General features: G+C 66.7%; 17 protein-coding genes and 1 pseudogene. 7 read left to right on the plus strand and 11 right to left on the minus strand.

Annotated features, from left to right (window positions below):
* Window positions 1-320: pseudogene (locus tag AC1RWI_RS14900) on the minus strand (hypothetical protein); the annotation flags it as partial.
* Window positions 321-800: 480 nt separating this feature from the next.
* Here AC1RWI_RS14900 and AC1RWI_RS14905 point away from each other — a divergent pair.
* Together AC1RWI_RS14905 and rarD are read left to right on the plus strand one after the other, a co-directional pair.
* The gene (locus AC1RWI_RS14905; protein ID WP_043350893.1) at window positions 801-1934 is read left to right on the plus strand and encodes a TRAP transporter substrate-binding protein; all 1134 of its coding nucleotides are present in this window, start codon (window positions 801-803) and stop codon (window positions 1932-1934) included.
* A gap of 105 nt (window positions 1935-2039) precedes the next feature.
* Complete coding sequence (gene rarD, locus AC1RWI_RS14910; RefSeq protein ID WP_492867192.1) at window positions 2040-2930, plus strand: EamA family transporter RarD; 891 nt, start codon at window positions 2040-2042, stop codon at window positions 2928-2930.
* 240 nt (window positions 2931-3170) lie between these two features.
* Here the strand turns inward: rarD and AC1RWI_RS14915 are convergent, their stop codons facing one another.
* From AC1RWI_RS14915 to AC1RWI_RS14930, 4 genes are all read right to left on the minus strand, one after another.
* Window positions 3171-4154 (minus strand): 2-dehydropantoate 2-reductase, encoded by a 984-nt coding sequence (locus tag AC1RWI_RS14915; RefSeq protein WP_043350889.1) that lies wholly within the window; start codon window positions 4152-4154, stop codon window positions 3171-3173.
* A gap of 47 nt (window positions 4155-4201) precedes the next feature.
* Window positions 4202-4966 carry a class II aldolase/adducin family protein gene (locus AC1RWI_RS14920; protein ID WP_492867194.1) on the minus strand — a complete coding sequence of 255 codons (765 nt, stop codon included), beginning with the start codon at window positions 4964-4966 and terminating at the stop codon, window positions 4202-4204.
* Window positions 4967-5147: 181 nt separating this feature from the next.
* Entirely contained in the window at window positions 5148-6116 is a 969-nt protein-coding gene (locus AC1RWI_RS14925; RefSeq protein WP_492867196.1) for a DUF2272 domain-containing protein, read from the minus strand.
* A gap of 238 nt (window positions 6117-6354) precedes the next feature.
* Window positions 6355-6633: an HU family DNA-binding protein gene (locus tag AC1RWI_RS14930; RefSeq protein ID WP_006162250.1), complete on the minus strand. Its 279-nt coding sequence runs from the start codon at window positions 6631-6633 to the stop codon at window positions 6355-6357.
* Window positions 6634-8026: 1393 nt separating this feature from the next.
* Here AC1RWI_RS14930 and AC1RWI_RS14935 point away from each other — a divergent pair.
* Window positions 8027-8593 (plus strand): SET domain-containing protein, encoded by a 567-nt coding sequence (locus AC1RWI_RS14935; protein ID WP_052494720.1) that lies wholly within the window; start codon window positions 8027-8029, stop codon window positions 8591-8593.
* Window positions 8594-8630: 37 nt separating this feature from the next.
* Here the strand turns inward: AC1RWI_RS14935 and AC1RWI_RS14940 are convergent, their stop codons facing one another.
* From AC1RWI_RS14940 to phhA, 4 genes are all read right to left on the minus strand, one after another.
* Window positions 8631-10250, minus strand: a complete 1620-nt coding sequence (locus AC1RWI_RS14940) for a sensor histidine kinase (protein WP_043350879.1) — start codon at window positions 10248-10250, stop codon at window positions 8631-8633.
* A gap of 25 nt (window positions 10251-10275) precedes the next feature.
* A complete protein-coding gene (locus AC1RWI_RS14945; RefSeq protein ID WP_043350877.1) occupies window positions 10276-10980 on the minus strand; it encodes a response regulator transcription factor in 705 nt (234 codons plus the stop codon).
* A 144-nt stretch (window positions 10981-11124) separates the two neighbouring features.
* A complete protein-coding gene (locus AC1RWI_RS14950; RefSeq protein WP_492867199.1) occupies window positions 11125-11442 on the minus strand; it encodes a 4a-hydroxytetrahydrobiopterin dehydratase in 318 nt (105 codons plus the stop codon).
* 156 nt (window positions 11443-11598) lie between these two features.
* Window positions 11599-12531, minus strand: a complete 933-nt coding sequence (gene phhA, locus AC1RWI_RS14955) for a phenylalanine 4-monooxygenase (protein ID WP_043352471.1) — start codon at window positions 12529-12531, stop codon at window positions 11599-11601.
* 308 nt (window positions 12532-12839) lie between these two features.
* Here phhA and AC1RWI_RS14960 point away from each other — a divergent pair, with 308 nt between their 5' ends.
* The 4 genes from AC1RWI_RS14960 (at window position 12840) to pbpC (ending at window position 22384) form a co-directional block, all read left to right on the plus strand.
* Window positions 12840-13319, plus strand: coding sequence for an Lrp/AsnC family transcriptional regulator (locus AC1RWI_RS14960; protein ID WP_043350872.1), 480 nt, complete (start codon window positions 12840-12842; stop codon window positions 13317-13319).
* A gap of 88 nt (window positions 13320-13407) precedes the next feature.
* Entirely contained in the window at window positions 13408-19428 is a 6021-nt protein-coding gene (locus AC1RWI_RS14965) for an alpha-2-macroglobulin family protein (protein WP_492867201.1), read from the plus strand.
* Window positions 19425-20126 carry a lysoplasmalogenase gene (locus AC1RWI_RS14970; RefSeq protein ID WP_492867203.1) on the plus strand — a complete coding sequence of 234 codons (702 nt, stop codon included), beginning with the start codon at window positions 19425-19427 and terminating at the stop codon, window positions 20124-20126. The genes AC1RWI_RS14965 and AC1RWI_RS14970 overlap by 4 nt, the downstream gene beginning before the upstream one ends.
* Entirely contained in the window at window positions 20123-22384 is a 2262-nt protein-coding gene (gene pbpC, locus AC1RWI_RS14975; RefSeq protein WP_492867205.1) for a penicillin-binding protein 1C, read from the plus strand. The genes AC1RWI_RS14970 and pbpC overlap by 4 nt, the downstream gene beginning before the upstream one ends.
* Here the strand turns inward: pbpC and AC1RWI_RS14980 are convergent.
* A complete protein-coding gene (locus AC1RWI_RS14980; protein WP_492867207.1) occupies window positions 22353-23084 on the minus strand; it encodes a LysR substrate-binding domain-containing protein in 732 nt (243 codons plus the stop codon). The two genes, pbpC and AC1RWI_RS14980, sit on opposite strands and share 32 nt — an antisense overlap.
* Entirely contained in the window at window positions 23036-23308 is a 273-nt protein-coding gene (locus AC1RWI_RS14985) for a helix-turn-helix domain-containing protein (protein ID WP_492867209.1), read from the minus strand. Before AC1RWI_RS14985 ends, AC1RWI_RS14980 begins: the two co-directional genes overlap by 49 nt.
* Window positions 23309-23410 lie beyond the last annotated feature (102 nt).

The following is a 23410-nucleotide window of genomic DNA, read 5'->3' on the forward strand; positions in this document are numbered from 1 at the left end:
GCGGTGCTGGTGGCGGGCGAAGCACCATCCGCAGCGGCGCCTTTGGGCGCTTCCTGCGTGATTGCCGCGACTGGAGCATCGCCGGCTATCGGGGCCGCAGCCGATTGTTCGTTCGAAATCAGCGCTGCCAGCGGGTCAGCCTCAGGCGGGGTAGCCGCACGCTGTGCCGCCATGGGCGCGGCCGGCACATCGGCTGCCGCCAGGTCAGGTCCGGTCTGCGCGCACGCGTTCAATCCCCAGGCGGCCAGCAAGACAACGGCTAGGCAACGCGAGCGGAGCACCGGCAAGCGGCCGGAGGCGGGCGAAACGGCAAACAACATAGGGCAGGACCAGTAAGGCGTGATTTTTTAACAGTCGACCGATTGGACCGCAAGCGGGGTTACAAAATCCGCGGCGGGGCGTCCTTCTCACCATATGGGATACGTCGTTTGCGGCGTCCGGTATGCGACGGTGCGGTCATGCTAATGGGAGCGGCACGGGATGACAGGACGATGTACGGGCGCCCCTAAATCTGCACTTTCCTAGCGAAAACCCGCACTTGCACGGCCTCCCGTGGCGAAAGGGCCACCGCTATAATCGTCTGGCCTGTCCGACGGGTACGGACCGGCGCCCCCGAGCCTGTTACGAAGGCATGCCAGGATACGCCACATTCCTGGCGTGTCTGCGTAACAGGCTCATTGTTGCGCGGTGGCCTTACCCTGGCTGCTTGCGCGTCTCGGTACAGAGCGAAATGCCCGCGCATGACGCGGGCGTGCCCATCCCCTGCTGCCGCATTAAAAATCTATAAAAGAGGAGAAGTCATGGAACGTCGTTCCTTTCTGTTGAAGGCATCGGCCGTGGCCGCCACGGGTGCGCTGGCCGCGTGCGGCAAGGAAGAAAAGGCCGCCGCGCCGGCCGCCGCCGGTGCCAGCGCACCGGCCGTGATCGGCAGCAATCCGGCCGTGGAATGGCGCCTGGCTTCGAGCTTCCCCAAGTCGCTTGACACCATCTACGGTGGCGCCGAACTGCTGTCGCAACGGGTCAAGGAACTGACCGACGGCAAATTCAACATCAAGGTCTTCGCCGCCGGCGAACTCGTGCCGGGGCTGCAGGTGCTGGACTCGGTGCAAAACAACACCGTCCAGATCGGCCACACCGCCGGCTACTACTACTTCGGCAAAAACCCGACGTTGTGCTTTGACACCACCGTCCCGTTCGGCCTGACCTCGCGCCAGCAAAACGCCTGGATGATGCAGGGCAATGGCATGAAGCTGATGCGCGAATTCTTCAAGGAATACAACGTCGTCAATTTCCTGGGCGGCAATACCAACGCGCAGATGGGCGGCTGGTTCCGCAAGGAGATCAAGACGGTTGCCGACCTGCAGGGCCTGAAGTACCGGATCGCCGGTTTCGCTGGCGTGGTGCTGTCGCGCCTGGGCGTGGTGCCGCAGCAGATTGCTGGCGGCGACATCTATCCCGCGCTGGAAAAAGGCACCATCGATGCGGCGGAATGGGTTGGCCCGTACGATGACGAGAAGCTCGGCTTCTACAAGGTCGCCCCGTACTACTATTACCCTGGCTGGTGGGAAGGCAGCGCGCAGCTGTCCTTCTACTCGTCGGCAACCGAGTACGAGAAGCTACCCGCGCTGTACAAGCGCGCGCTGGAAACGGCCACGATCGAAGTCCACACCAACATGATGGCCAAGTACGACACGGTCAATCCGCAAGCGCTGGCCCGCCTGCTGGAAAACGGCGTGAAGCTGCGTCCGTTCTCCAAGGAAATCATGGAAGCCTGCTTCAAGGCCACCCAGGACGCCTACGCCGAGGAAACCGCCAAGAATCCGTCGTTCAAGAAGATCTACGACGACTGGCGCGTCTTTCGCAACAACGAAGCAGCATGGTTCAACGTGGCCGAGCAGGCATTCTCGCAGTTCAGCTTTTCACGCAAGCTGTAAGCGCGCTGCAGCCGTCTGCGCGAGGTGGCGCAAGCCAGCCATAAGCCCGTGCCCAGCACGGGTTTTTTTACGCCGGTAGAATCCCCCGATTCCTTGGGACTCTTCATGCAAACCGGCATCATCTACGCGCTGCTCGCCTACATCATCTGGGGCTTGCTGCCGCTCTATATCAAATCCCTCCACGGCATCGCGCCTATGGAGATCCTGCTGCACCGCATGGTGTGGTCGCTGGTGTTCCTGGGGCTGGTGCTGACCTGGCGGCGCCACTGGGGCTGGCTGCGCGGAGTCTGGACCAATCCGCGCCTGCTGGCCGGCTTCGTCGCCAGTGCGCTGCTGCTAAGCGGCAACTGGTTTCTCTACATCTGGTCGGTATCGAATGGCCGGGTGGTCGACGCCAGCCTGGGCTACTTCATCAACCCGCTGTTCAATGTGCTGCTGGGCGTATTGTTCCTGCACGAGCGGCTGCGTCCCGGCCAGTGGGCCTCCATTGCGCTGGCCGCGGCAGGCGTGGTCTGGCTGACCGTGGCCGCGGGCCAGTTGCCATGGATTGCGCTGGCGCTGGCCGCCACCTTCGGCGGCTACGGGCTGCTGCGCAAGACCGCCACGCTGGGCGCGCTGGAAGGCCTCTCGCTGGAGACCATGCTGCTGTTCCCGCTGGCGGCAAGCGCTCTGGCTTACATGTTCGCGACGGGCCAGGCCGACTTCACCGGGGTGGGCGGCGGGGTGCAGTTGCTGGCGCTGCTTGCCGGGCCGGTCACCGCCGTCCCCTTGCTGCTGTTTGCGGCCGGCGCGCGGCGTATCCCGCTGTCCTTGCTGGGGCTGCTGCAGTACACCGGCCCGACGCTGCAGCTGCTGCTCGGCGTATGGCTCTGGAACGAGCCGTTCCCGGCCAGCAAGCAGATCGGCTTCGCGATGATCTGGATATCGCTGGTTGTTTATGCGGTCGAGGGGATATGGGCGGGGCGCCAGCGCGCGAAGCTGGCGCCGCAAGGGTAAAAAAGGGGCCTCATGGAGGCCCTTTTTTATTTTTACCAACAATGAACTCGACCGATAAACAATATAAAATATTCATCACACGAATAATTTTCGTGTCGTCGAAGCAGTTCACTCAACAATCAGTGGGCCAAGTCCTGGCGATTCAGGTCAAAAAAATTCCTGCCATTTATTAAAAATAAAACATACAGGTCACTTTGATTAGTAGCGGGAATACAAACCCCGTTATCCGGACACACCGGGTCAGTAAAGCCCACGCACTTGCGCATGCAGCCGTACCAGCCCCAGCAGCGCATCGATGTTGGGGGTCGCGATCCCGACGTGCTCGCCGATTTCCCGCACCGATGCCACCAGCGCATCGATCTCCACCGGCCGCCCGGCCTGCGCATCCTGCAGCATCGAAGTCTTGAAAGCGCCCAGCTTGCGCGTGACCTGGTTGCGCTCCTCGCCGCTCTGCGCGATTGGGCAGCCGATGACCGCGCCGATCTTGCTGGCTTCTGCCATCACAGCCAGGCAGAAACGATTGACCAGCGGATCGTCGAGGATGCGGTCGCAGGTGGCGCCGGTCAGCACGGAGACCGGGTTCATCGTCATATTGCCCCACAGCTTGAACCAGATGTCCTGCTGGATCGCGGCGCTGCGCTCGACTTCCAGGCCGCCACTGGCGAGCAGGCTGGCCACGGCCTCGAGCTTGCCGGCTGCCATGCCCGTAGCGCCACCTGCGGCACCCAGGATCAGGCGCGCGCCAAAGCCGTGGCGCACCGTGGCCGGGGCCGGCGTAGAGGCGGTGAGGTGCACCACGCAACCGATCACCTGCGCGCCAGGAATGGCGCGCGCAATGGCGCCTTGCGGATCCACGGTGCGCAGCGACAACCCGGCATGCGGGCCGGGCCGCTCGAAGAACCACCACGGCACGCCGTTCATCGCCGTCACCACCACCGTATCAGGGCCGATCAGTGGCCCGATGGTCTGCGCCAGCTGCGGCAATGCCGGGGCTTTCACTGCCAGGATCACCACATCTTGCGTACCTAGCGCTGCGGGATCGCCTTGCGCGTTGACCGGAAACGTCTCGGTGCGCTCGCCCTCGATCAGGGTCAGGCCTTGCGAACGCAGCGCCTCCAGCGTCTGGCCGCGCGCCAGTACGTTCAGCGCCTGGCCGGAGCGGGCGAGCCGTGCGCCGATAAAGCCGCCGACGGCACCTGCGCCGACGATGCATAGGGATGTCATGACTGCCTTGTTCCTGTATTTTTATTCACACAACGAATCAATGATTACTAATCACGATACGATTCATCGATACGGTTAATTTCACGGGTCAGTGCTGCAAACACATCTTCGCCCGCGCCGAACTTGGGATTGAACTGCAGCGAGTCGCGCGTGCACTTGCGCTGGATCTCCTCGGGCACCGGCAGCGCCGCCCCCATGGCCAGCGTAGCCAGCTGGATCTCGCAGGCGCGGTTGAGCAGCCAGAGCGTGGAAAAGGTACGTGCAATGCTGTCGCCCCAGGCTAGCAGGCCATGATTGCGCAGGATCACGGCGGGCTTGTCGCCGATATTGCGCACCAGGCGCGGCCCTTCGTCGTCGTGCACGGTGATGCCCTCAAACGGATGGTAGGCCACCTTGTCGAACAATTGCGCTGCGTAGAAGTTGCTCATCGACAGGCCCTGCGCCGAACAGGCGACCGCCATGCCCGCCGTGGTGTGCGTGTGCATGACGCAGTGCGCGCCCGGGATGCCGGCGTGGATGGCCGCATGCACGGTGAAGCCGGCCGGGTTGACCGGCCAGCGGCTCTCACCGATGACCTGCCCCGCCAGATCGATTTTCACCAGGTTGGAAGCCGTGACCTCCGCATAGCGCAGGCCAAAGGGATTGATCAGGAAATGGGGATTGCCGCCGTCGCCACCAGCCTCCGGCGGCAGGCGCAAGGTGATGTGGTTGTAGATCAGCTCGGTCCAGCCCAGCCGGTCGAAGATGCGGTAGCAGGCGGCGAGCTTGACGCGCGCCTCCCATTCCGCCGGATGACAGTTGGCAACAGCCATGCAGGTCTCCTCTCGCGTTGCTCGCGGCGTCGGTGCGCGCGCTTTCGGAATGCGGTTCAGGTGGGGTCGGGCCGGGATGTTAGTGCGGGGCAACCCATCCCGCTGCCCGATTAATTACCATGTTAATGATTTTGCGGTACTGGTCAAGCCGGGGGCTACCCGCAGCGCCTCAGGCTCAGGCTCAGGGCAGCGTGTTGCGCATGATCAACAGCCACGGCATGTGCGAGTTGGTGACGCCGTCGATCATGCCCGAATCACCGAGCTCGATCAGCTCCATCGACACCGATTGCTGGACATTGCCGCCGATGGCCTTGACCAGGCGTGCCGCCGGGTCGACCTCGACCACGATGTCGCAGTGCATGGGCGTGGTGCCAAAGCCGATCTCGGCCGCGCTGTCGAGGTACTTGTCGCGCCCGCGCGCGGCGCAGATCACATCGCCCGGGCGGGGCATGGCGGGCAACGGCTCGATGCGGAACGCCGGCGCGGGCAGGATGCCGTCGCGCGCGTCCACCACGTACATCGAATGCGAATCGCCAGTCAGGAACTGGCGATCGTCAAGGCCCGCCTTGCGCATCACCCAGGAAATGAATACGGCAGACCAGGCCCAGTTTCCCCGGGTGATCTGGCGGCAGGTGACGGCCTTGCCCACGATGGCCCAGTAGCGTTGGGCGAGCTTGCAGCCCTGCGGCGTGGCCTCCATGCCGGTGCCATCGGGAAAGTGCAGGCAGGCTGACTCGCCGCTCTCTTCTTCCTCGCGATCGGCGGAGCGGTCTGCGGCATCCGCACCATCCGCATTGCCCCCCGCCACCGGCATGCCGGGTAATACGGGTGCCGGCAGCGGGCTGTCGGCCACGCACGCGGTGTCGTCACGGCCCAGGCGCACGGTCTGGCCACCCCAGCGCTGCCATTCCTGCCAGGCGATCTCGACGATGCGCTGGCGCTGCGTGGCGCCGGGCGTTGTGACGGGTTTTTCCGTATCGGGGAGGGGGATCGCCTGAGGCCGGGCGGGCGGAGCAGGCGTGGTGCAACCCGAGACCAGCGCGAGCGTCATCAGCAGGCTCAGGCCAAGCGCTCGTGCCTGTGGAAAATTTTGTGGGAAACGTTGTGAATAAAGCTGTGGAAATCTGCCGCGCGGCGAACGAAGGTGCATGAGAGGCCTACTGAGCAGGACGTCCTAGACCCTTGTATTTACAGAGGGAAGGCGCCGATAGGGCACTATCTTACCGGGCTGGCGGAGGGTGCGGCGTATACCGCGAAGCGGCAGGATAACCGCGGGTCAAACACTGTGGATAACGCGCCCCGCCTGGCGCTCACCCATGCCATCAGGCAACTGGTGGCGGCACGGCGGGGTTGATCCAACGGGGCTGGCACGAAACCGCCCGCGGGACTTACTGGTTCACTGCGTCCTTGAACTTCTGGCCAGCCTTGAACTTGACGGTCTTGGCGGCTTCGACCTTGATTTCTTCGCCGGTGCGCGGGTTGCGCGCCATGCGTTCGCCGCGCTCGCCCTGGCTGAAGGTGCCAAAGCCGATCAAGCTCAGGGTGTCGCCCTTGGCCACGGCTTCCATGATGGCGCCAAGCGTCACGTTCAGCGCTTGTTCTGCCTTGGCTTTGGTCAGGCCGTCCACGCCGGCCGCGATGGCGTCGATCAGTTCGGTTTTCGTCATGCTTCACTCCGTGTCGAGTTGATAAAACAAGGACGCCTGGCTGGGCCGGCGCACTGCGCACCGGCGCCGGCAAAGGCGCCGCGGGCCACATCATACCGTGTCGGGCCAGGTCAACCGGGAACAGATTGTTACAGCGCATCCCGCTCCAGGCCGCGCTGGCTGGGGCTTTGTGGGGATTAGGGGAGATAAGCAGGGACTTCGGCGGCTTCAGGATGGGCCTCAGGCGAGTTAACGCGCCCAGGTGTCCCACAGGGCATCCATGCCTGAAAAACGGCTCCAGTGGCCTCGTAGGCCCTCTCAGGGGCATTGCATTGCCGTAGCGCGGCCCGGTACGCGCAGCGCGAAATTCCTCTGACGCCCGGGCTCCGGTCGGGCGTCAACGGCAGTTGCCCGTCGCGCAGCGGCTGCGCTCGCTCGTAAAGGGGCCCTATGGGCGCTATGAGCGCTTCTTTCGCTGGCGCCGAGCTGCGGGGCCGCGTACCCATTGCAGCGTAGCAGCGAGGCTCGTGGGACTGCCAGGGAAGGCTCTGCACTATTGTGCATGATGCTTGATGTGCAAGCGAGGTCGGGATCTTGAGGCTATTCGCCTCATGCATGCGTCAATCGACGCAGTGAACGGTGCGCGTTTACACGCCGGGCTGCGTGGACGTATACCTCCGCCAAGCGGCACGTATACGTCCACGCCCAGCATGGAGACGAGGCGTATACGCGGTCTTTCTCGTCAAAAAACCATGGAGGCGCGGCAGTAAACCGTGCCGCGGCCAGCAAATTCCCTCTGCTCAAAAAAGAAGCCACGCCTGAAGCGGCTTTTCAGCCCTTTATTTTTTGCCGGGTTCTTTTTGCGCACCGATCGCCGGACGCAGTCCTTTCTGTTTACTTCTTTCTTTAATGTATACAGATAGTAGTAGTAGGTAAACGGCTGCCTTTTCTGTGGATAACCCAATTAACACCTTTAAAATCAGCGTGTTGCAAGAAGCAGAAGTGGTGGGACCCGGTGTTGGCGGACGTGGATGACTTATCCTTCTGGCGGAGGGTGTCGGGTGCAACCCTCCTACTTATGCCCGATGCATCCCCATGCCAACCCCAGGCAGCCCACATGAATTGCATGTCTTTATCCCCAGATTTTTGCCGGGTTATCCACAGATGATCAGCGGGGGCGCGGTTGTATACGTAAACACAGGGGTGCTGATTGAGGCTGTTTTGACGGCGGGTCTCCCCGTAAACCAGCGTGACGTATACCTGGCCTGACGTGTACAGGTTCAGGCGGTTTGCCCGTATACGCCTATTTGCCGGCAAGGGGATGCCGCGGCCAATATGGGCAGGTATCATCGCCATCGCGCCCGGGCGGCGCGCAGCCACGCGGGGTGGCAGGCGGATCTATACGGGATGGCACATGGCGGAACAGGCAAAGCAAGCGGAATTGAAGCAGGAAGGGACTGACGCGAAAGACGCCAGGCGCGTCAAGAGTCCGAAGCAAGGCAAGCGCAAGACCGCGTCCGACCGCGTGGAAGTGCGCCGCTCTGGCGTGCATGGCAAGGGCGTCTATGCGAACGCGCCGATTGCCGAGGGCGAGCGCATCATCGAATACAAGGGCGAGCACATCTCGTGGAAGGAAGCGCTCAAGCGCCATCCGCACGATCCGGCGGATCCCAACCATACCTTCTACTTCAGCCTGGAAGACGGCGACGTGATCGACGCCAAGTTCGGCGGCAACCGCGCGCGCTGGATCAACCACGCCTGCGAGCCCAATTGCGAGGCGCGCGAGAAGAAGGGGCGGGTGTTCATCCACGCGCTGCGCGACATCGCCGGCGGCGAGGAGCTGTTCTATGACTATGGGTTGGTGATCGACGCGCGCTACACCAAGAAGCTCAAAAAGGAGTTCGAGTGCCGCTGCGGCAGCCCGAAATGCCGCGGCACCATGCTGGCGCCGAAGGAAAAGAAGGCTAGGCAGGGCGCTTGAAAAGAGAAGGGCGAGCCGCGTCGCGGCTTGTCCTGCCTCAGACCGTCCCGGCGGCCTCGCACGGGATGCGGATCACAAAGCGCATGCCGCGTGCCTCAACCTCCTCCCCGGAGGCGGGCACATCCTCGATGCGGATGGTGCCCTGATGCAGGCCGATGATCTCATGCACGATCGCCAGCCCCAGGCCCGCGCCGCCGGGCGGTTGCGCCGGTGCATTGGGCCCCGGCGTATGGTCGCCGCGGAAGAAGCGCTTGAAGACTTCCTCGCGGCGCGCCAGCGCAATGCCTGGCCCGTTGTCTTCCACCATCACCACCGCCATGCCACGATGGCCAAGCGCCTCGCCGCCGGCACGCACGGTGATGCGCCCGCCGGGTGGCACATATTTCACGGCATTGTCGATCAGGTTGCTGAGCGCTTCGCGCATCAGCAAGCGGTTGCCGCGTACCGTGGAGGGCGCCGCGCCGGTAAAGGTGGGGCCGGGCAAGGTCTCGAAGCCAAGGTCGATCTGGCGCGCCAGCGCCTGCGGCACCCACTCGGCGCCGGTCTCGAAGGCCAGCGTGGCCAGGTCGAAATGCTCGATCGGGCCCAGCCGCTCCAGCGACAGCCCAGGCTCCGCACGGGCCAGCGAGAGCAACTGGTTGGACAGGCGCACCGCGCGGTCGGCCGCCGATTGCAGCTCGCGCAGCGCGTGGTCCGTCACCGCGGGATCCACCGACTGCACCGCACGGTCGGCATGCAGCTTGACGGCGGTGAGCGGCGTGCGCAACTGGTGCGCGGCATCGGCGATGAACTTGCGCTGCGCGTCCAGCGCATCGCGCAGCCTGGCCAGCAGCGCGTTGAGCGCGCGGATCAGCGGCTCCACTTCGGCCGGCACCTGGGTTTCATCGAGCGGCGCCAGCGAGCGCGCGGTCTGGCGATTGAGCTTGTCGGTGAGGATCTGCAGCGGCACCAGCTCTTCCTTGAGCACGTGCGAGAGGATCAGGCTGCCCACCACCAGCAGCAGGATCAGCGGCACGGAGACCGAAAGCAGGATTTCGTTGGCGGCGGTCTCGCGCCGATCCAGCAGTTCAGCCACTTCCACCACGATGGGCCCGCGCGGGACGCGCCCGGCTTCGCTGGTGGCCAGTTCATCCGAGGCCGGGCTGGGCAGGTTGACCGGTAGCCGCACGGCGCGCACCTGGCGCCCGCTGAACCAGGCGTAGAAGAGCCGCGCATCGTGCAGCGAGGTTTGCCCGGTGCCGTAGCCCAGCCAGGTGTCCATGCCGCCGATCAGCCCGTCGGGGCCGTGGATGCGCCAGTAGATGCGGTCGGTGCCTTCGGCCTCGACCAGCGTCTGCGCAATCATCGGGATGTCTTGCTCCAGCCGGGGGCCGGCAATGCGGATCTGCTGGGCGATATTGTTGGCCACGCCATACAGCGCGCGGTCGAATACCTGCGTGGTGTAGTGCGCCGCCAGCCAGTAGGAGAGCGAGCCGCTGGTCAGCACCAGCGCGAACAGTGGCGTGGCCAGTGCGCGCAGCAAGTGCACGCGCAGGCTTTGCGTGGAGGGCGAGCGCGCGGATGGCGTCGCGGCGGGCGTTGCGGCTTTGCCGGATGCGCCACCGGCGGCATCGGTCAGGGCCTTGGGAGGCTGGGGAGGACGTGGGCGCAGCCACATGGCGGGCTTCTCCCTGGGCGCGGCGTCAGGTGCCGGCGCGGATCTGCAGCAGGTAGCCGAAGCCGCGCACGGTCACGATCTCCACGTCGCATTCTTCGAGCTTCTTGCGCACGCGGTGCACGTAGACCTCGATGGCGGTATCGCCGACCGTGTCGCCGCCTTCCCCTGCGGGATGCGCGAAAGTGGCGAGATGGTCCTGCAGCTGCGCCTTGCTGACCACGCGGCCCTGGCGCTGCAGCAGCAGCTCCAGCACGGCGAATTCGCGCGGCGAAAGCTCCAGCGGCTTGCCATCGATGAACATGCGGCGGTCGTTGCCCGATAGGCGTAGCCGGCCGAGCCGCACGTCGCGCTCGGGCGCGGCCTCGCCGTGCTGGCTGCGGCGCAGCAATACGCGCACGCGCGCCTCCAGCTCGGGCAGGGCGAAGGGCTTGACCAGGTAGTCGTCGGCGCCGGCGTTCAGGCCAGAGAGCTTGTCTTCGAGTTCGTCGCGCGCGGTCAGGATGATGACCGGGGTGGTGCGGTTGCGGGCGCGGTAGCGCGCCAGCAGGGTCATGCCGTCGATGCCGGGCAGGCCCAGGTCGAGGATCACCAGGTCGTGTTGTTCGCGCAGCAGGTGCTCGGTGGCGTAGACGCCGTCGTGCACCACGCGCACCTGATGGCCGGCTTGGGCCAGGCCGGCTTCGACGCCACTGGCGATCTGGCGGTCGTCCTCGATCAGAAGGATACGCATGGTGGCAGGCTGGGGGGCAGGAAAGGAATCGGGAGAGTAACGAAAGTTACAAACGGTCAGCCAGCGATTGTACAGCGCACGACCGCCGGCGAGCTTTCGGTTTGCCTACAGTCTCCAGCGTGTCCTGGCTTGCCGCGTGCGCGCTCAGGCTTTTGCCAGCGAAGCAGCCGCGCGGTCCATGAAGGCGGCCAGATCGGTGTCGCGCCGGGTCAGGCCGTTGGCGTCATGGGTGGACAGGGTGACGTCGACCCGGTTGTAGACGTTGAACCACTCAGGATGATGGTCGGCCTTCTCCGCGGCCAGCGCCACGCGCGTCATGAAGGCGAAGGCGGCGTTGAAATCGGCAAAGGTAAAGCGCTTGTGGATCGCATCGCGGTCATCGACGGTGCTCCAGCCGGACAGGCTGGCCAGCAGCGGTGCACGTTCTTCAAGCGTTAGGGGCACGACGGGCGCAGGGGACATGAGGGGCTCGATGGTTGAAAAGGAAGTTGGCAAAGGGCAATGCCGGCCGGCCTGCCCGGCCTCCCGGCCCTTGCGATGTGCAGGGAGGCGGGGGCGGAGCAGGCATGCCGTCATTGTTTCACAAAGGATGCGCGCGGGTAGCGCCGGTAGCGCGTGTCAGACGTCGTCGCTGTCGGCCCAGCCTTCGCGCGAGCCGCGCTGGAGCACGAGGTCGGATTGCCCCACGTCGCCCGCGCCCAGCGTGGGCTGTGCGCGCAGTTCCTCATACAGCGGCGCAAAGTCTGGGCGGGTGGCGTCGAACAGCTGATCGAAGCTGTCGATCACGAAGTAAGTCTTCTGGAAGGTGTCGATGCGGTAGCGCGTGCGCATGATGCGCCGCACATCGAAGCCGATGCGGTTGGGGCTGGCCGAGTCCAGGCTGTAGATCGATTCGCCCTGGCTCGACAGGATGCCCGCGCCGTAGATGCGCAGGCCTTCCGGTGTGCGGATCAGGCCGAACTCCACGGTGTACCAGTACAGCCGCGCCAGCATGTCGAGCGCGCCCAGCGAAGCGGCCTTGAGCCCGCCCTTGCCGTAGGCCTCCATGTAGTTGGCGAAGACCGGGTTGATCAGCAGCGGCACATGGCCGAACACATCGTGAAAGCAGTCGGGCTCCTGCAGGTAATCGAGCTGCTCGGGCTTGCGCATCCACCAGCTGGCGGGAAAGCGGCGGTTGGCCAGGTGCTCGAAGAACACCGCGTCCGGCACCAGGCCGGGCACCGCCACCACCTGCCATCCGGTGGCGCGCATCAGGGTTTCGTTGAGCTGGTCGAAGCTGGGCACGCGGTCGCGCTCCATGCCCAGCGTGGACAGGCCTTGCAGGAACTCATCGCAGACGCGGCCGCGCAGCATCGAGGCCTGGCGGTCATAGAGCTTGGCCCACACCGCGTGGTCGGTGTCCGTATAGCGTTCCAGTGGCTGCGCGATGGTGAAGTCGGGGCGCAATTCCTGGCCGGACAGCAGGCCGGCGTCGAATTGTTCCTTGAGCTTGTCGGTCAGGGTGCCGGAAAAGCTGGCCTGGGCGTCGCCAGCGTGGGTGGCGGTAGCCATTGCGTCCATGATGTTTTATCTCCTGCGGATTTGCCGCACAGTTTAGCTAGGACGTGACGCAAGTGGCCCGCAAAAACGGCTTTGTTTCGTCATGAGATGCATCAGTCGCGCAAAAATTTGGTATTGTCTGCGGGAAATGTGCGTGGGTGCGCTGCCGTCGACAATCGGCGTACCGCCAGGCGGCGGCGGGGGTAGCATTCCTACCCGCAGGCCTGGTGCACAACAAGAAGCGATTCCGACTCGACCAACGCGCCTAGCGCGCCTAACGCGTCGAACCTGTCCAACGCGACCGAAGCGACCGAAGCGACATGACCATGATCAATCTCGACCCATTCGACCTCGCGCTGCTGGCGGCGTTGCAGACCGACGGCCGCTCCACCCACCAGCAGCTCGCCGAGCGCATTCATCTCTCACCCAGCCAGATCGGGCGTCGGCTCGCGCGGCTGGAGGCCGACGGCGTGATCACCGGCTACCGGGTGGTGCTGTCGCCGCCATCGCTCGGGCTTGGCGTGATGGTGTTCACCAGCGTCAAGCTGGCCCACCACGGTGACACCATCGTCGAGCGCTTCCGCGAGGACATCCTGCTGCTGGAGGAAGTGCAGGAGTGCTACTCGGTGGCCGGCGAGGCTGACTACTTGCTGCGCATCATGGTGCCCGACCTGCCAACGCTGGCCGAATTCACGATGAAGAAGCTCATGCGCGTGCCGGGTGTGGAAAGCGTGCGTTCCAACATCGTGCTGACCGCGCTCAAGCGCGACGGGCCGTTGCCACTGTCGCATTTGCGCTAGCCCGCGGGCCGTTCGCAGCTCGCGCGGGCTTGCGCTTGCCATCGGCGCATGTCACGCTCGCCGGGTGCCGTAATCGGAAGGGGTCAGGATGACGCAGATCGTCGCGCGGATGGACAAGCGTGAGAGACGTGGGTACTGGTGGGTTGCCGCGGCCTGCCTGCAGGCCGTGCTGGCGACCATGCCGGGCTCCGGCCAGGCGGCGCAGGTGGTACGTTTCTCGCCGGAGGGCGAGGTCGCTCGCGTGCGGCAGGTGGCGATCCGCTTCGATGAAGCGATGGTGCCGCTGGGCGACTTGCAGGCGAGCCCGCCCGCCACGGTGTCCTGCAATGGCAGCGCGATCACCGGACAGGCGCGCTGGATCGACGCGAAGAACTGGGCATTCGATTTTGCGCGTGATCTGCCGCCAGGCGTCAAATGCACGGTGCGCATGGCGCCCGGCCTCAAGAGCGAGGCCGGCAAGGCATACACCGGCAAGCCGGAGTATCGCTTCGAGACCGGCGGGCCCACCGTGGTCTCCGCGCGTCCCGGCGGCGGAGAAATCGAAGAGGACCAGGTCTTTGCACTGCGTTTCAACGGTCCGGCCACTGCCGGCTCGGTGCGCAACGCCACCTGGTGCCAGGCGCAAGGCCTGGGCGAGCGCATCCCCGTGCGTCTCATTGTCGGCAAGGAGCGCGACGCCGTGCTGGGCGCGCTGCGCTGGAAGCTGAAGGCCGACGAGGTGGATACCGTCCACCTGCTGGCCTGCCAGCAGCGCCTGCCGTCCGGCGCGCGCATGCAATTGGTGCTGGGCAGCGGCGTGGCCACGCCATCGGGGCTGGTCACGCGCGACGAACGGCGCTTCGACTACACCGTGCGCGAGCCCTTCACCGCGAGCTTTACCTGCGAGCGAGAGCGCGCGCAGTCGCCCTGCACGCCATTGCGGCCGATCTCGCTGTCGTTCTCCGCGCCGATTTCGCGCAAGGACGCCGAGCATATCCTGCTCAACACGCCCAAAGGCCCGCGCGCCCCGCAGTTCGAGCCGCAAGCGGCGCGCGACGCGCCCGTCAGCAGTGTCAGCTTCAAGCCACCCTTTGCCGAGAAGACCGAGTTGACACTGTCCGTGCCGGCTGGCCTGAAGGATGACAGTGGCCGCGTGCTGTCCAATGCGGAGCTGTTCCCGCTCAAGGTGGGCATGGCCGCGATGCCGCCGCTGGCGAAATTCCCGGCCGCGCCGTTCGGCGTGCTCGAGCGTTTTGGCGAGCTGCCCAAGGGCAAGCCAGCGGTCGACTATCCGGCGCTGCTGCCGGTGACGCTGCGCAATGTCGAGGCCGACCTGCCGGCGCAAGGCGTGCGCGCGCAGGCCGGCACGGTACGCCGCCTGAAGGTGGACGACGATGGCGCGGTGCTGCGCTGGTACGGGCTGGTTCGCCGGCTGCACGAAGGCAGCTGGACGCGTGGCGAGCTTGATGCCATTCTCGCCGGCCGCTCGCCGTCCGCGGTCAACAACCCGCGCAATGCGCCTTCCATCGAGACCCGCTCCATCTCGCTGCTCGATGGCGTGGCAGGTGCGCGCAAGCTCGCCATTGCGCAACTGGTTGAGCCGGGCGGCAAGGCGCCACGCCCGTTCGAGGTGGTCGGCATTCCCCTGCCCGAAGCCGGCTTTCATGTGGTGGAGATCGCTTCGCCGATGCTGGGCGAGGCGCTGCTCGGCAAGCCCGCGCCCATGTACGTGCGCACCGCCGCGCTGGTGACCAACCTCGGCGTGCATTTCAAGCTCGCGCGAGGCCCTGGCAAGATGACCGCGCTGGCGTGGGTCACTACGCTCGATGATGGCAAGCCGGTGGTCAACGCCGCGTTGGCGCTGCGCGATTGCAGCGGCAAGCTGCTGGCCTCGGGCCGCACCGATGCCGCCGGGCTGGCGAGTTTCAACGGCCTGGACGACGTGCGCGAGCGCAGTTGCGACGACACCGGGCTGTCCGGTTATTTCGTTTCGGCACGCATCGCCGCGGACCATCCGCAGGCACGCGGCCAGGCCGACATGGCTTTCGTGATGTCCGACTGGAACCAGGGCATCGAGAGCTGGCGCTTCAACGTGCCGACCGACACCAGCGCGGTGCCGGACGTGCGCGTGCACACCATCTTCGACCGTACCTTGCTGCGTGCCGGCGAGACCGTGTCGATGAAGCACATGATCCGCACCGAGACTGCGAATGGCTTCGCATTGCCGGGCGCGGGCGATCCCTTGCCGGAAAAGCTGGTCATCCAGCATGAAGGCAGTGGCCAGACTTACGAGCAGCCGGTGCAATGGCGCAGCACCGCTACCGGTGGGCGCAGCGCCGAAAGCACGTTCGCGATTCCCGCGGCGGCGAAGCTGGGCGTCTATACGGTGTCGTTCAGCGATGGGAAGGACCATGTGCTGGACAGCGGCAGCTTCCGCGTCGAGGCCTTCCGCCTGCCGGTGCTCGCGGGCACGCTCAAGGCCGGCAGCGGCGGGGCGCTGGTGGCCTCGGCGGAGGTGCCGCTCAACCTGGAAGTGCACTACGTCTCGGGTGGTGGCGCGGCAGGCTTGCCGGTGCAGGTGTCGGCGCTGCTGCGCGACAAGTACGTGCGCTTTGCCAACTACGACAGCTATGCCTTCACCGCGCCGCGCAAGCCGCAAAAGGACAGCAGCGGCGATGAGGACGAGGGCGAGGATGGCAATACGCCGCGCGACGATGCGCAGAAGCTGGTGGCGGACAAACTGCCGCTGAAGCTGGACAAGAACGGCGGCGGCACGCTCACCCTCAAGAACATGCCTAGGCTGGACGCACCCAAGGACCTGGTGGTGGAGTCGGGCTTTGCCGATCCCAACGGCGAGATCCAGACGCTGCGCCAGACGGTGCCAATTTGGCCGGCGGGCGTGGTGGCGGGCATCCGCACAGAGAGCTGGGTCTCGGTCAGGCAGAAGCTTCCCGTGCATGCCGTGGCGCTCGATCCGCAGGGGCGGCCGCAGGCCAACGTGCCGATCTCGCTGCGCGCACAGGTGCGCATCACCACCTCGGTGCGCAAGCGTGTGGTGGGTGGCTTCTATCGCTACGATAACCGCAACGAGAACAAGGACCTGGGCATCGTGTGCGAGGGCCGCACGGATGCGCAAGGCCGCATGCAATGCGACGTGACGCTGCCCGAGGCCGGCCAGGTGGAACTGATCGCGCGGGCCCGGGATAACGCGGGACGCGTATCGCAGGCCGCCACCTCGGTCTGGGTGACGCGCCAGGGCGAGCTGTGGTTCGGCGGCGAGAACAACGACCGCATCGACCTGCTGCCCGAGAAGAAGGCCTACGCGCCGGGCGAGACCGCCGTGTTTCAGGTGCGCATGCCATTCCGCCACGCCACCGCGCTGGTGGCGGTGGAGCGCGAGGGCGTGCTGGAGACCAGCGTGGTGGAGCTCAACGGGCGCGATCCCACGGTGCGGGTCAAGGTAAGGCCGGAGTGGGGCCCCAATGTGTATGTGTCGGTGCTGGCATTGCGCGGGCGCTTGCGCGAGGTGCCCTGGTATTCGTTCTTCACCTGGGGCTGGCGCCAGCCAACCGAGTGGTGGCAGGCGTTTCGCAGCGAGGGCCGCGAGTATGCCGCGCCGAGCACGCTGGTGGACCTGTCCAAGCCGGCATTCCGCCTCGGGCTGGCGGAGATCCGCGTGGGCAACGAGGGCTACAAGCTCGACGTGAAGGTGACGCCCGACAAGACGAGCTATCCCGTGCGCGGCAAGGTGCAGGTAGCCGTGCAGGTGAAGCTGCCAGACGGCAGGCCTGCCGCCAATGGCGAAGTCGCACTTGCCGCGGTGGATGAAGCCCTGCTGGAGCTGATGCCGAACACGAGCTGGGATCTGCTCGACGCCATGCTGCGCCGTCGCAGCTATGGCGTGCAGACCGCCACCGCGCAGATGGAAATCATCGGCCGGCGCCACTACGGCCGCAAGGCCGTGCCGGCGGGCGGCGGCGGCGGCAAGAGCCCGACGCGCGAGCTGTTCGATACCTTGCTGCTGTGGAATCCGCGCGTGCAGCTTGACGGCGAAGGGCGCGCCACGCTGACGGTGCCGCTCAACGATTCGCTCACGCGATTCCGTATTGTGGCCGTGGCCGACCTGGGCGTGGGCCGCTTCGGCAACGGCAGTGCCACCATTGCTGCCACGCAGGACCTGCAGCTGATCTCGGGACTGCCGCCGCTGGTGCGCGAGGAAGACCGCTATCGCGCCATGTTTACGCTGCGCAATACCACGCAGCGCGCGATGACGGTGCAGGCCGTGGCGCGTGTGAGCCCGCCGGGACAGTCCGTGCAGCCGCAGGCGCTGGCCGCGCAGACGGTGGAGATCCCCGCGGGCGAATCGCGCGAGATTGGCTGGGATGCGGCCGCGCCACTGTTGCCGGCGGGTTCGTCGGGCCAGAACGGCACGGTGCAATGGGAGGTGGAAGCTACCGAGGCCGGCAAGACGGGCGGCGCCAGTGACCGCGTCAAGCTCTCGCAGCAACTGGTGCCGGCGGTGCCGCTCACCGTGCAGCAAGCCACGTTGGCGCAGCTCGCGCCAAACCTGTCGGTGCCGGTACGCGCACCGCAGGGTGCGCTGGCCGATGGCGCGGGGCAGCCTCGCGGTGGCCTGCAGGTGAACCTGCAAGCCTCGCTGGCAGGTGGCATGCCGGGCGTGCGCGAGTGGTTCCGCAACTATCCGTTCTCGTGCCTGGAGCAGCGCGCCTCGCGCGCGATCGGGCTGGGCGATGCGGCGCAGTGGAATGCACTGGCCACGCAACTGCCTGGCTATCTCGACAACGACGGGCTGGCCGCGTATTTCCCGCTGCAAAACGACGGTAACGCCGGCAGCGAGGTGCTGACCGCCTACCTGCTGGCCGTGTCCGACGAAGCCGTGCGCGCGGGGCTGCCGCTGCGCCTGCCCGACGAAACGCGGGCCCGCATGGAAAGCGGATTGGCCGCGTTCATCGAGGGCCGCATCAAGCGCGAACGCTGGGCACCGACGCAAGACCTGGAGGTGCGCAAGCTGGCGGCGTTAGAGGCGCTCTCGCGCAGCGGGCAAGCGCAGGCGCGCATGCTGGGCTCGATCCAGATCTTGCCGGCGCAGTGGCCCACCTCGGCGCTGCTCGACTGGATTGCCGTGCTGTCGCGCGTGCAGGATATCCCGCAGCGCGAAGAGCGCCTCGCGCAAGCGCAGCAGATCCTGCGCTCGCGGCTGATGGTGCAAGGCACGCGGCTGGCGTTTTCCACCGAGCGCGGCGACAACTGGTGGTGGCTGATGAGCGGCGGCGATCTCAACGCCGCACGCCTGTTGGCGCTGTCGCTCGATCTGCCCGGCTGGAAGGACGAAAGCGCGCAACTCGCTACCGGCTTGCTCGGCCGGCAGATGCGCGGTGCCTGGGGCACGACCACGGCCAACGCCTGGGGCTCGCTGGCGATCACGCGCTTTGCGCAAGCCTTCGAGAAGACGCCGGTGTCGGGCGCCACGCGCGTGATGCTGCAGGGGGTGCCCGATGCATCGCGCAGCTTCGACTGGGCGCACGCCGGGAAGGTGGATGGCGTGGCAAGCGGCGGCATCAGCCTGCCGTGGCCACGCGCGGGCGAGTCCGCCACGCTGCAGGCCGTGCAGCAAGGCGCTGGCAAACCCTGGGCCACGGTGCGCGCGCTGGCGGCGGTGCCGCTCGCCGCGCCGCTCTCGGCGGGCTATCGCATCACGCGCAGCGTAACGGCGGTGGAGCAGGCGGTGGCGGGCAAGTGGTCGCGCGGCGACACGTATCGCGTGAAGCTGGAGATCGATGCGCAGGCCGACATGACCTGGGTGGTGGTGAGCGACCCGGTGCCCGCCGGCGCCACCATTCTCGGCAGCGGCCTGGGGCGCGACTCGGAGATCGCCACGCGCGGCGAGCGGCGCAAGGGCGCATGGCCTGCGTTCACCGAGCGCACCCCGCAGGCCTTGCGCGAGTATTACGCCTACATGCCGCGCGGCAGTGCCACGGTGGAATACACCGTGCGCCTGAACAATGCCGGCGAGTTTGCCTTGCCGCCCACCCGGGTCGAGGCGATGTACGCGCCGGATGTATTCGGCGCGCAACCCAATGCCAGACTGACCGTAGGAGCACGCCCTTGAGCTGGCTTGCAATGATGATGCCCGCGCGGGTGCGCGAGTGGTGGCTGGCCGGCACCATGGCCGGACTGGTCTACGGCGGCCTGCTGGTCACCGTTGCGATGGACTCGCCGCCCGGCGCGCCGCTGAACGGGCAGATCGCCTTCCAGCCGGTGTGGAAGACCGCCATGGCGCTGTTGCTGGTACGCGCCGCGCGTTTCCATCCGATACGCCGCGAGCGGCGCTGGCTGATGGCGGCGCTGTTGTTCTCCGCGCTGGGGGACTTTCTGCTGGCGATGCCATGGCTGTCGTTCTCCTTCATCGGCGGCCTTGGGGCTTTCCTGATCGCGCACTTCGCTTACCTTGGCTTGTTCGTGCCCATGGCGGGAGATTGGCGCGCGCATCGCCTGATCGCCTGCGGCGTGGTCGTGGGCGCGGCCGGCGTGATGCTCGCACGCTTCTGGCCCAACCTGGGCACGTTGGCGGTGCCGGTCTCGGTCTATGTCGGCGCACTCGCGGCGATGGCCTGCGCCGCGTTGCTGGCGAAACTGCCGACGCCGCTGGCGGCAATGGGTGCGCTGTGCTTTGCCGTGTCAGATGGCTTGCTTGGCACCGCGCGGTTCCTCGCGCCGTTCGATACCTTCGCGCTCGGCATCTGGTGGACTTACGCGGCCGCGCAAGTGCTGCTGGTGGCCGGCGCGGCGGCCGGGCGGGACAAATGAACGCAGGCCTGCGCGTGCTAGCCGTGATGGCCTGCGTGGCCTGCGCGCCTACGCATGCGCTTGCGCTAGCGTCTTACGACAGCGTGCGCGCCAGCTGGCGCAGCGCGGATGTGGTGGTGCTCGACCGCCATGGCGAAACGCTGTCCCGGGTGCGCGACGATTTTCGTTCGCGCCGCGGCGACTGGGTCACGCTGGCGGAGATATCGCCCGCGGTGCGCACCGCTATCGTGCTGTCGGAGGACCGTCGCTTCTATGCGCACAGCGGGGTGGACTGGCAGGGCGTCGCCGCAGCAGCGTGGGCCAACCTGTGGAACACGCGCACGCGCGGCGCCTCCACCCTGACCATGCAGCTCGCCGGCTTGCTCGACGAGGACCTGCGGCGTGCCGACAGCGGCCGCAGCGTGAGCCAAAAGATGGCGCAGGCCGTGCGCGCGACGGCACTGGAGCGCAACTGGAGCAAGGACCAGATCCTCGAGGCGTATCTCAACCTGGTGCCGTTTCGCGGCGAGCTGGTCGGCCTGTCCGCGCTGTCGCAGGCGCTGTTCGGCAAGTATCCGAGCGGCCTCGATGCACGTGAGGCGGCGCTGGCGGTAGCGCTGGTGCGCGCGCCCAACGCGCGTGCGCCGCAGGTGGCGCTGCGTGCGTGCGGCATCCTGCGCGAGCAGCAATTGCCCAAGGCATGCGATGGGCTGGACGGCTTCGCGCAACTGGCGTTGCTGCGCAGCAGCGGCAGCACTGCGGGCACAACATCGGCACCGAACCTCACGCCGAACCTCGCGCCGCATCTGGCGCGCTTGCTGGTATCGCAAGCCCGTGCCGGCGGGCCGGTGCCTGCCACCATCACGTCCACGCTCGATGCCGGCCTGCAACGCATCGCCACGGCGAGCCTGGATCGACATCTGCGCGAGCTTGCCGGACGCAATGTGGAAGACGGCGCGGTGGTGGTGATCGACAACACGAGTGGCGACGTGCTGGCTTACGTTGGCTCATCGGGCGTGTTGTCGGCGGCCGCGCAGGTCGATCACGCGGCCGCGCCGCGCCAGGCCGGATCCACGCTCAAGCCGTTCCTCTATGAGCAGGCGCTGGAGGGGAGGCGGCTGACCACGGCGTCGCTGCTGGACGACCGGCCAGTCAACCTGCCCACGGGCGGCGGCGGGGGCCTCTATGTGCCGCAGAACTACGACCGGCAATATGCGGGCTGGGTGAGCATGCGGGCCGCGCTGGCGTCGTCGTTGAACGTACCCGCGGTGCGCACGCTGGTGATGGTCACGCCGTTTCGCTTTCACCAGCGGCTGACCGCGCTCGGCTTGCCGCTGGCGCAGGCCGGCGATTACTACGGCTACAGCCTTGCGCTGGGTAGTGCCGATGTGCCGCTGATCGCGCTCACCAATGCCTATCGTGCGTTAGCCAACGGCGGGCGTTATGGGGGCGCACGGCTGCGCGCCGATGCGCCGCAGATGCCAGTGCGCGCGGTGATGTCGCCTGCTGCGAGCTATCTGGTTGCCGACGTGCTGTCGGATCGCCACGCGCGGGCGCGCACGTTTGGCCTGGACAGCCCGCTGACCACGCGCTTCTGGACCGCGGTCAAGACGGGCACGTCGAAGGACATGCGCGACAACTGGTGCGTGGGCTGGTCGCAGCGCTACACGGTTGGCGTGTGGGTGGGAAACGCCAGCGGCGCAAGCATGCATGAGGTCTCGGGTGTGTCCGGCGCCGCGCCGGTGTGGCACGAGATCATGGAGGCGTTGCACCGCTCGGTGCCGAGCGTGGCGCCGGCCATGCCCGCCGGCGTGGAGCGTGTGCCGTTGCACTTCGCCGATGACCTCGAGCCCGCGCGCGATGAGGTCTTCCTTGCGGGTACTGCCATGCGCGTTGTCAACATTGCCAGCGCGGATAGCGTGCGCGCCACCAAGGATCGCGTGACCGCCATCGCCAGCCCTGCCGACGGCACCGTGTTCGCGCTCGATCCCGATATCCCGCCGGCGGCGCAGCGCGTCTGGTTCCATGCCGAGGGTGTCAGCGGACAGACCGCGCAACGCGTGAGCTGGCGCATCGACGGCAAGCCGCTGGGGCACGGCGGCCAGCTCTCCTGGCTGCCCTGGCCTGGCCGGCACGAGGTGGAGTTGCTGGATGCCGCGGGCAAGGTGGTTGACCGCATCGGCATCGAAGTGCGCGGCGCCGTAGCCAAGGCCCCCCCCCCCCCCCCGCCGCTGACTAGGCGGCTGACTATGCCGGCGCGAGTGGTGCGCGCGCCTTGAGGAAGTCGACGAACACGCGCAGTTTGGCCGGCATCAGCAGGCGGCCCGGGTAGTAGAGGTAGAAGCCATCGAACGGCGGCAGCCAGTCGTCCAGCACCGTGACCAGCTGGCCCGAGGCGAGAGGTGCGCGCAGCAAGGCCTCGAACTCGTAAAGCAGCCCGAGCCCGGCGAGCGCTGCCTGGTGCAGCAGGGCCTTGTCATTGGCGATCAGCGCGACGCCGGTATCGACCGTGGCCTGGCGCGCGGCATGCATGAACTCCCAGCGATAGACCTGGCCCGCGGGGCCGAAGCGGTAGTGCAGGCAGGCATGCGCCTGCAGCTCGCGCGGCAGCTTGGGCTTGCCATGGCGCGCGAAGTAGTCCGGCGTGCCGGCCACCACCATGCGCATCGGGCCGGTGATGGGAATCGCCACCATGTCGCGTTGCAACGCCTCCCCCAGACGCAGGCCTGCATCGAAGCCCTCCGCGATCAGGTCGGTAAAGCGGTCGTCGACGGCGACGTCGACGCAGATCGACGGATAGAGCCGCATGAACTCCACCAGCACCGGTTGCAGCGCGGTGGCCGCAGCCGAGTGCGAGGTGGTGATGCGCAGCGTGCCGGCAGGCATTTCGCGCTGCTGGCGCGCGTCGTCGGCCGCCGCCCCGATCTCCGTCAGCGCGGGCTCCACGCGGGCCAGCAGCGCGGCGCCCGCGTAGGACACCCCCCCCCCCCCGCGCCGGCTTCGGACAGGCCGACCCGGCGCGTGGTCCGTTGCAGCAGGCGTACGCCCAGGCGCTGCTCAAGCTGGCGGATAGTCTGCGAGACGGCCGATGGGCTCACCGCCAGCGCGGCGGCGGCGGCGGTGAAGCTGCCCAGGCGCGCCACGCGGACGAAGGCGGCCATGGCAGGCAGCAGGTCGGGGTCAAGGCAGACGTCAGGTTTCATGATGCGGCGAGGGTAGCATGGCGCGCCTTGCCGCAAAGCGTGCGGTGGCGCGTCGCTACCGTACGGCTTGCGGTGCGGATCCTGGCAGATGCGGCAACCGTG

The organism is Cupriavidus sp. MPR-AND1C (genome assembly GCF_058809705.1).

Bases quoted from the DNA above. Each gene is read 5' to 3' on its own strand.
- AC1RWI_RS14905 (WP_043350893.1), top strand. From the start codon at position 801: ATGGAACGTCGTTCCTTTCTGTTGAAGGCATCGGCCGTGGCCGCCACG.
- rarD (WP_492867192.1), top strand. From the start codon at position 2,040: ATGCAAACCGGCATCATCTACGCGCTGCTCGCCTACATCATCTGGGGC.
- AC1RWI_RS14915 (WP_043350889.1), bottom strand. From the start codon at position 4,154: ATGACATCCCTATGCATCGTCGGCGCAGGTGCCGTCGGCGGCTTTATC.
- AC1RWI_RS14920 (WP_492867194.1), bottom strand. From the start codon at position 4,966: ATGGCTGTTGCCAACTGTCATCCGGCGGAATGGGAGGCGCGCGTCAAG.
- AC1RWI_RS14925 (WP_492867196.1), bottom strand. From the start codon at position 6,116: ATGCACCTTCGTTCGCCGCGCGGCAGATTTCCACAGCTTTATTCACAA.
- AC1RWI_RS14930 (WP_006162250.1), bottom strand. From the start codon at position 6,633: ATGACGAAAACCGAACTGATCGACGCCATCGCGGCCGGCGTGGACGGC.
- AC1RWI_RS14935 (WP_052494720.1), top strand. From the start codon at position 8,027: ATGGCGGAACAGGCAAAGCAAGCGGAATTGAAGCAGGAAGGGACTGAC.
- AC1RWI_RS14940 (WP_043350879.1), bottom strand. From the start codon at position 10,250: ATGTGGCTGCGCCCACGTCCTCCCCAGCCTCCCAAGGCCCTGACCGAT.
- AC1RWI_RS14945 (WP_043350877.1), bottom strand. From the start codon at position 10,980: ATGCGTATCCTTCTGATCGAGGACGACCGCCAGATCGCCAGTGGCGTC.
- AC1RWI_RS14950 (WP_492867199.1), bottom strand. From the start codon at position 11,442: ATGTCCCCTGCGCCCGTCGTGCCCCTAACGCTTGAAGAACGTGCACCG.
- phhA (WP_043352471.1), bottom strand. From the start codon at position 12,531: ATGGCTACCGCCACCCACGCTGGCGACGCCCAGGCCAGCTTTTCCGGC.
- AC1RWI_RS14960 (WP_043350872.1), top strand. From the start codon at position 12,840: ATGACCATGATCAATCTCGACCCATTCGACCTCGCGCTGCTGGCGGCG.
- AC1RWI_RS14965 (WP_492867201.1), top strand. From the start codon at position 13,408: ATGACGCAGATCGTCGCGCGGATGGACAAGCGTGAGAGACGTGGGTAC.
- pbpC (WP_492867205.1), top strand. From the start codon at position 20,123: ATGAACGCAGGCCTGCGCGTGCTAGCCGTGATGGCCTGCGTGGCCTGC.
- AC1RWI_RS14985 (WP_492867209.1), bottom strand. From the start codon at position 23,308: ATGAAACCTGACGTCTGCCTTGACCCCGACCTGCTGCCTGCCATGGCC.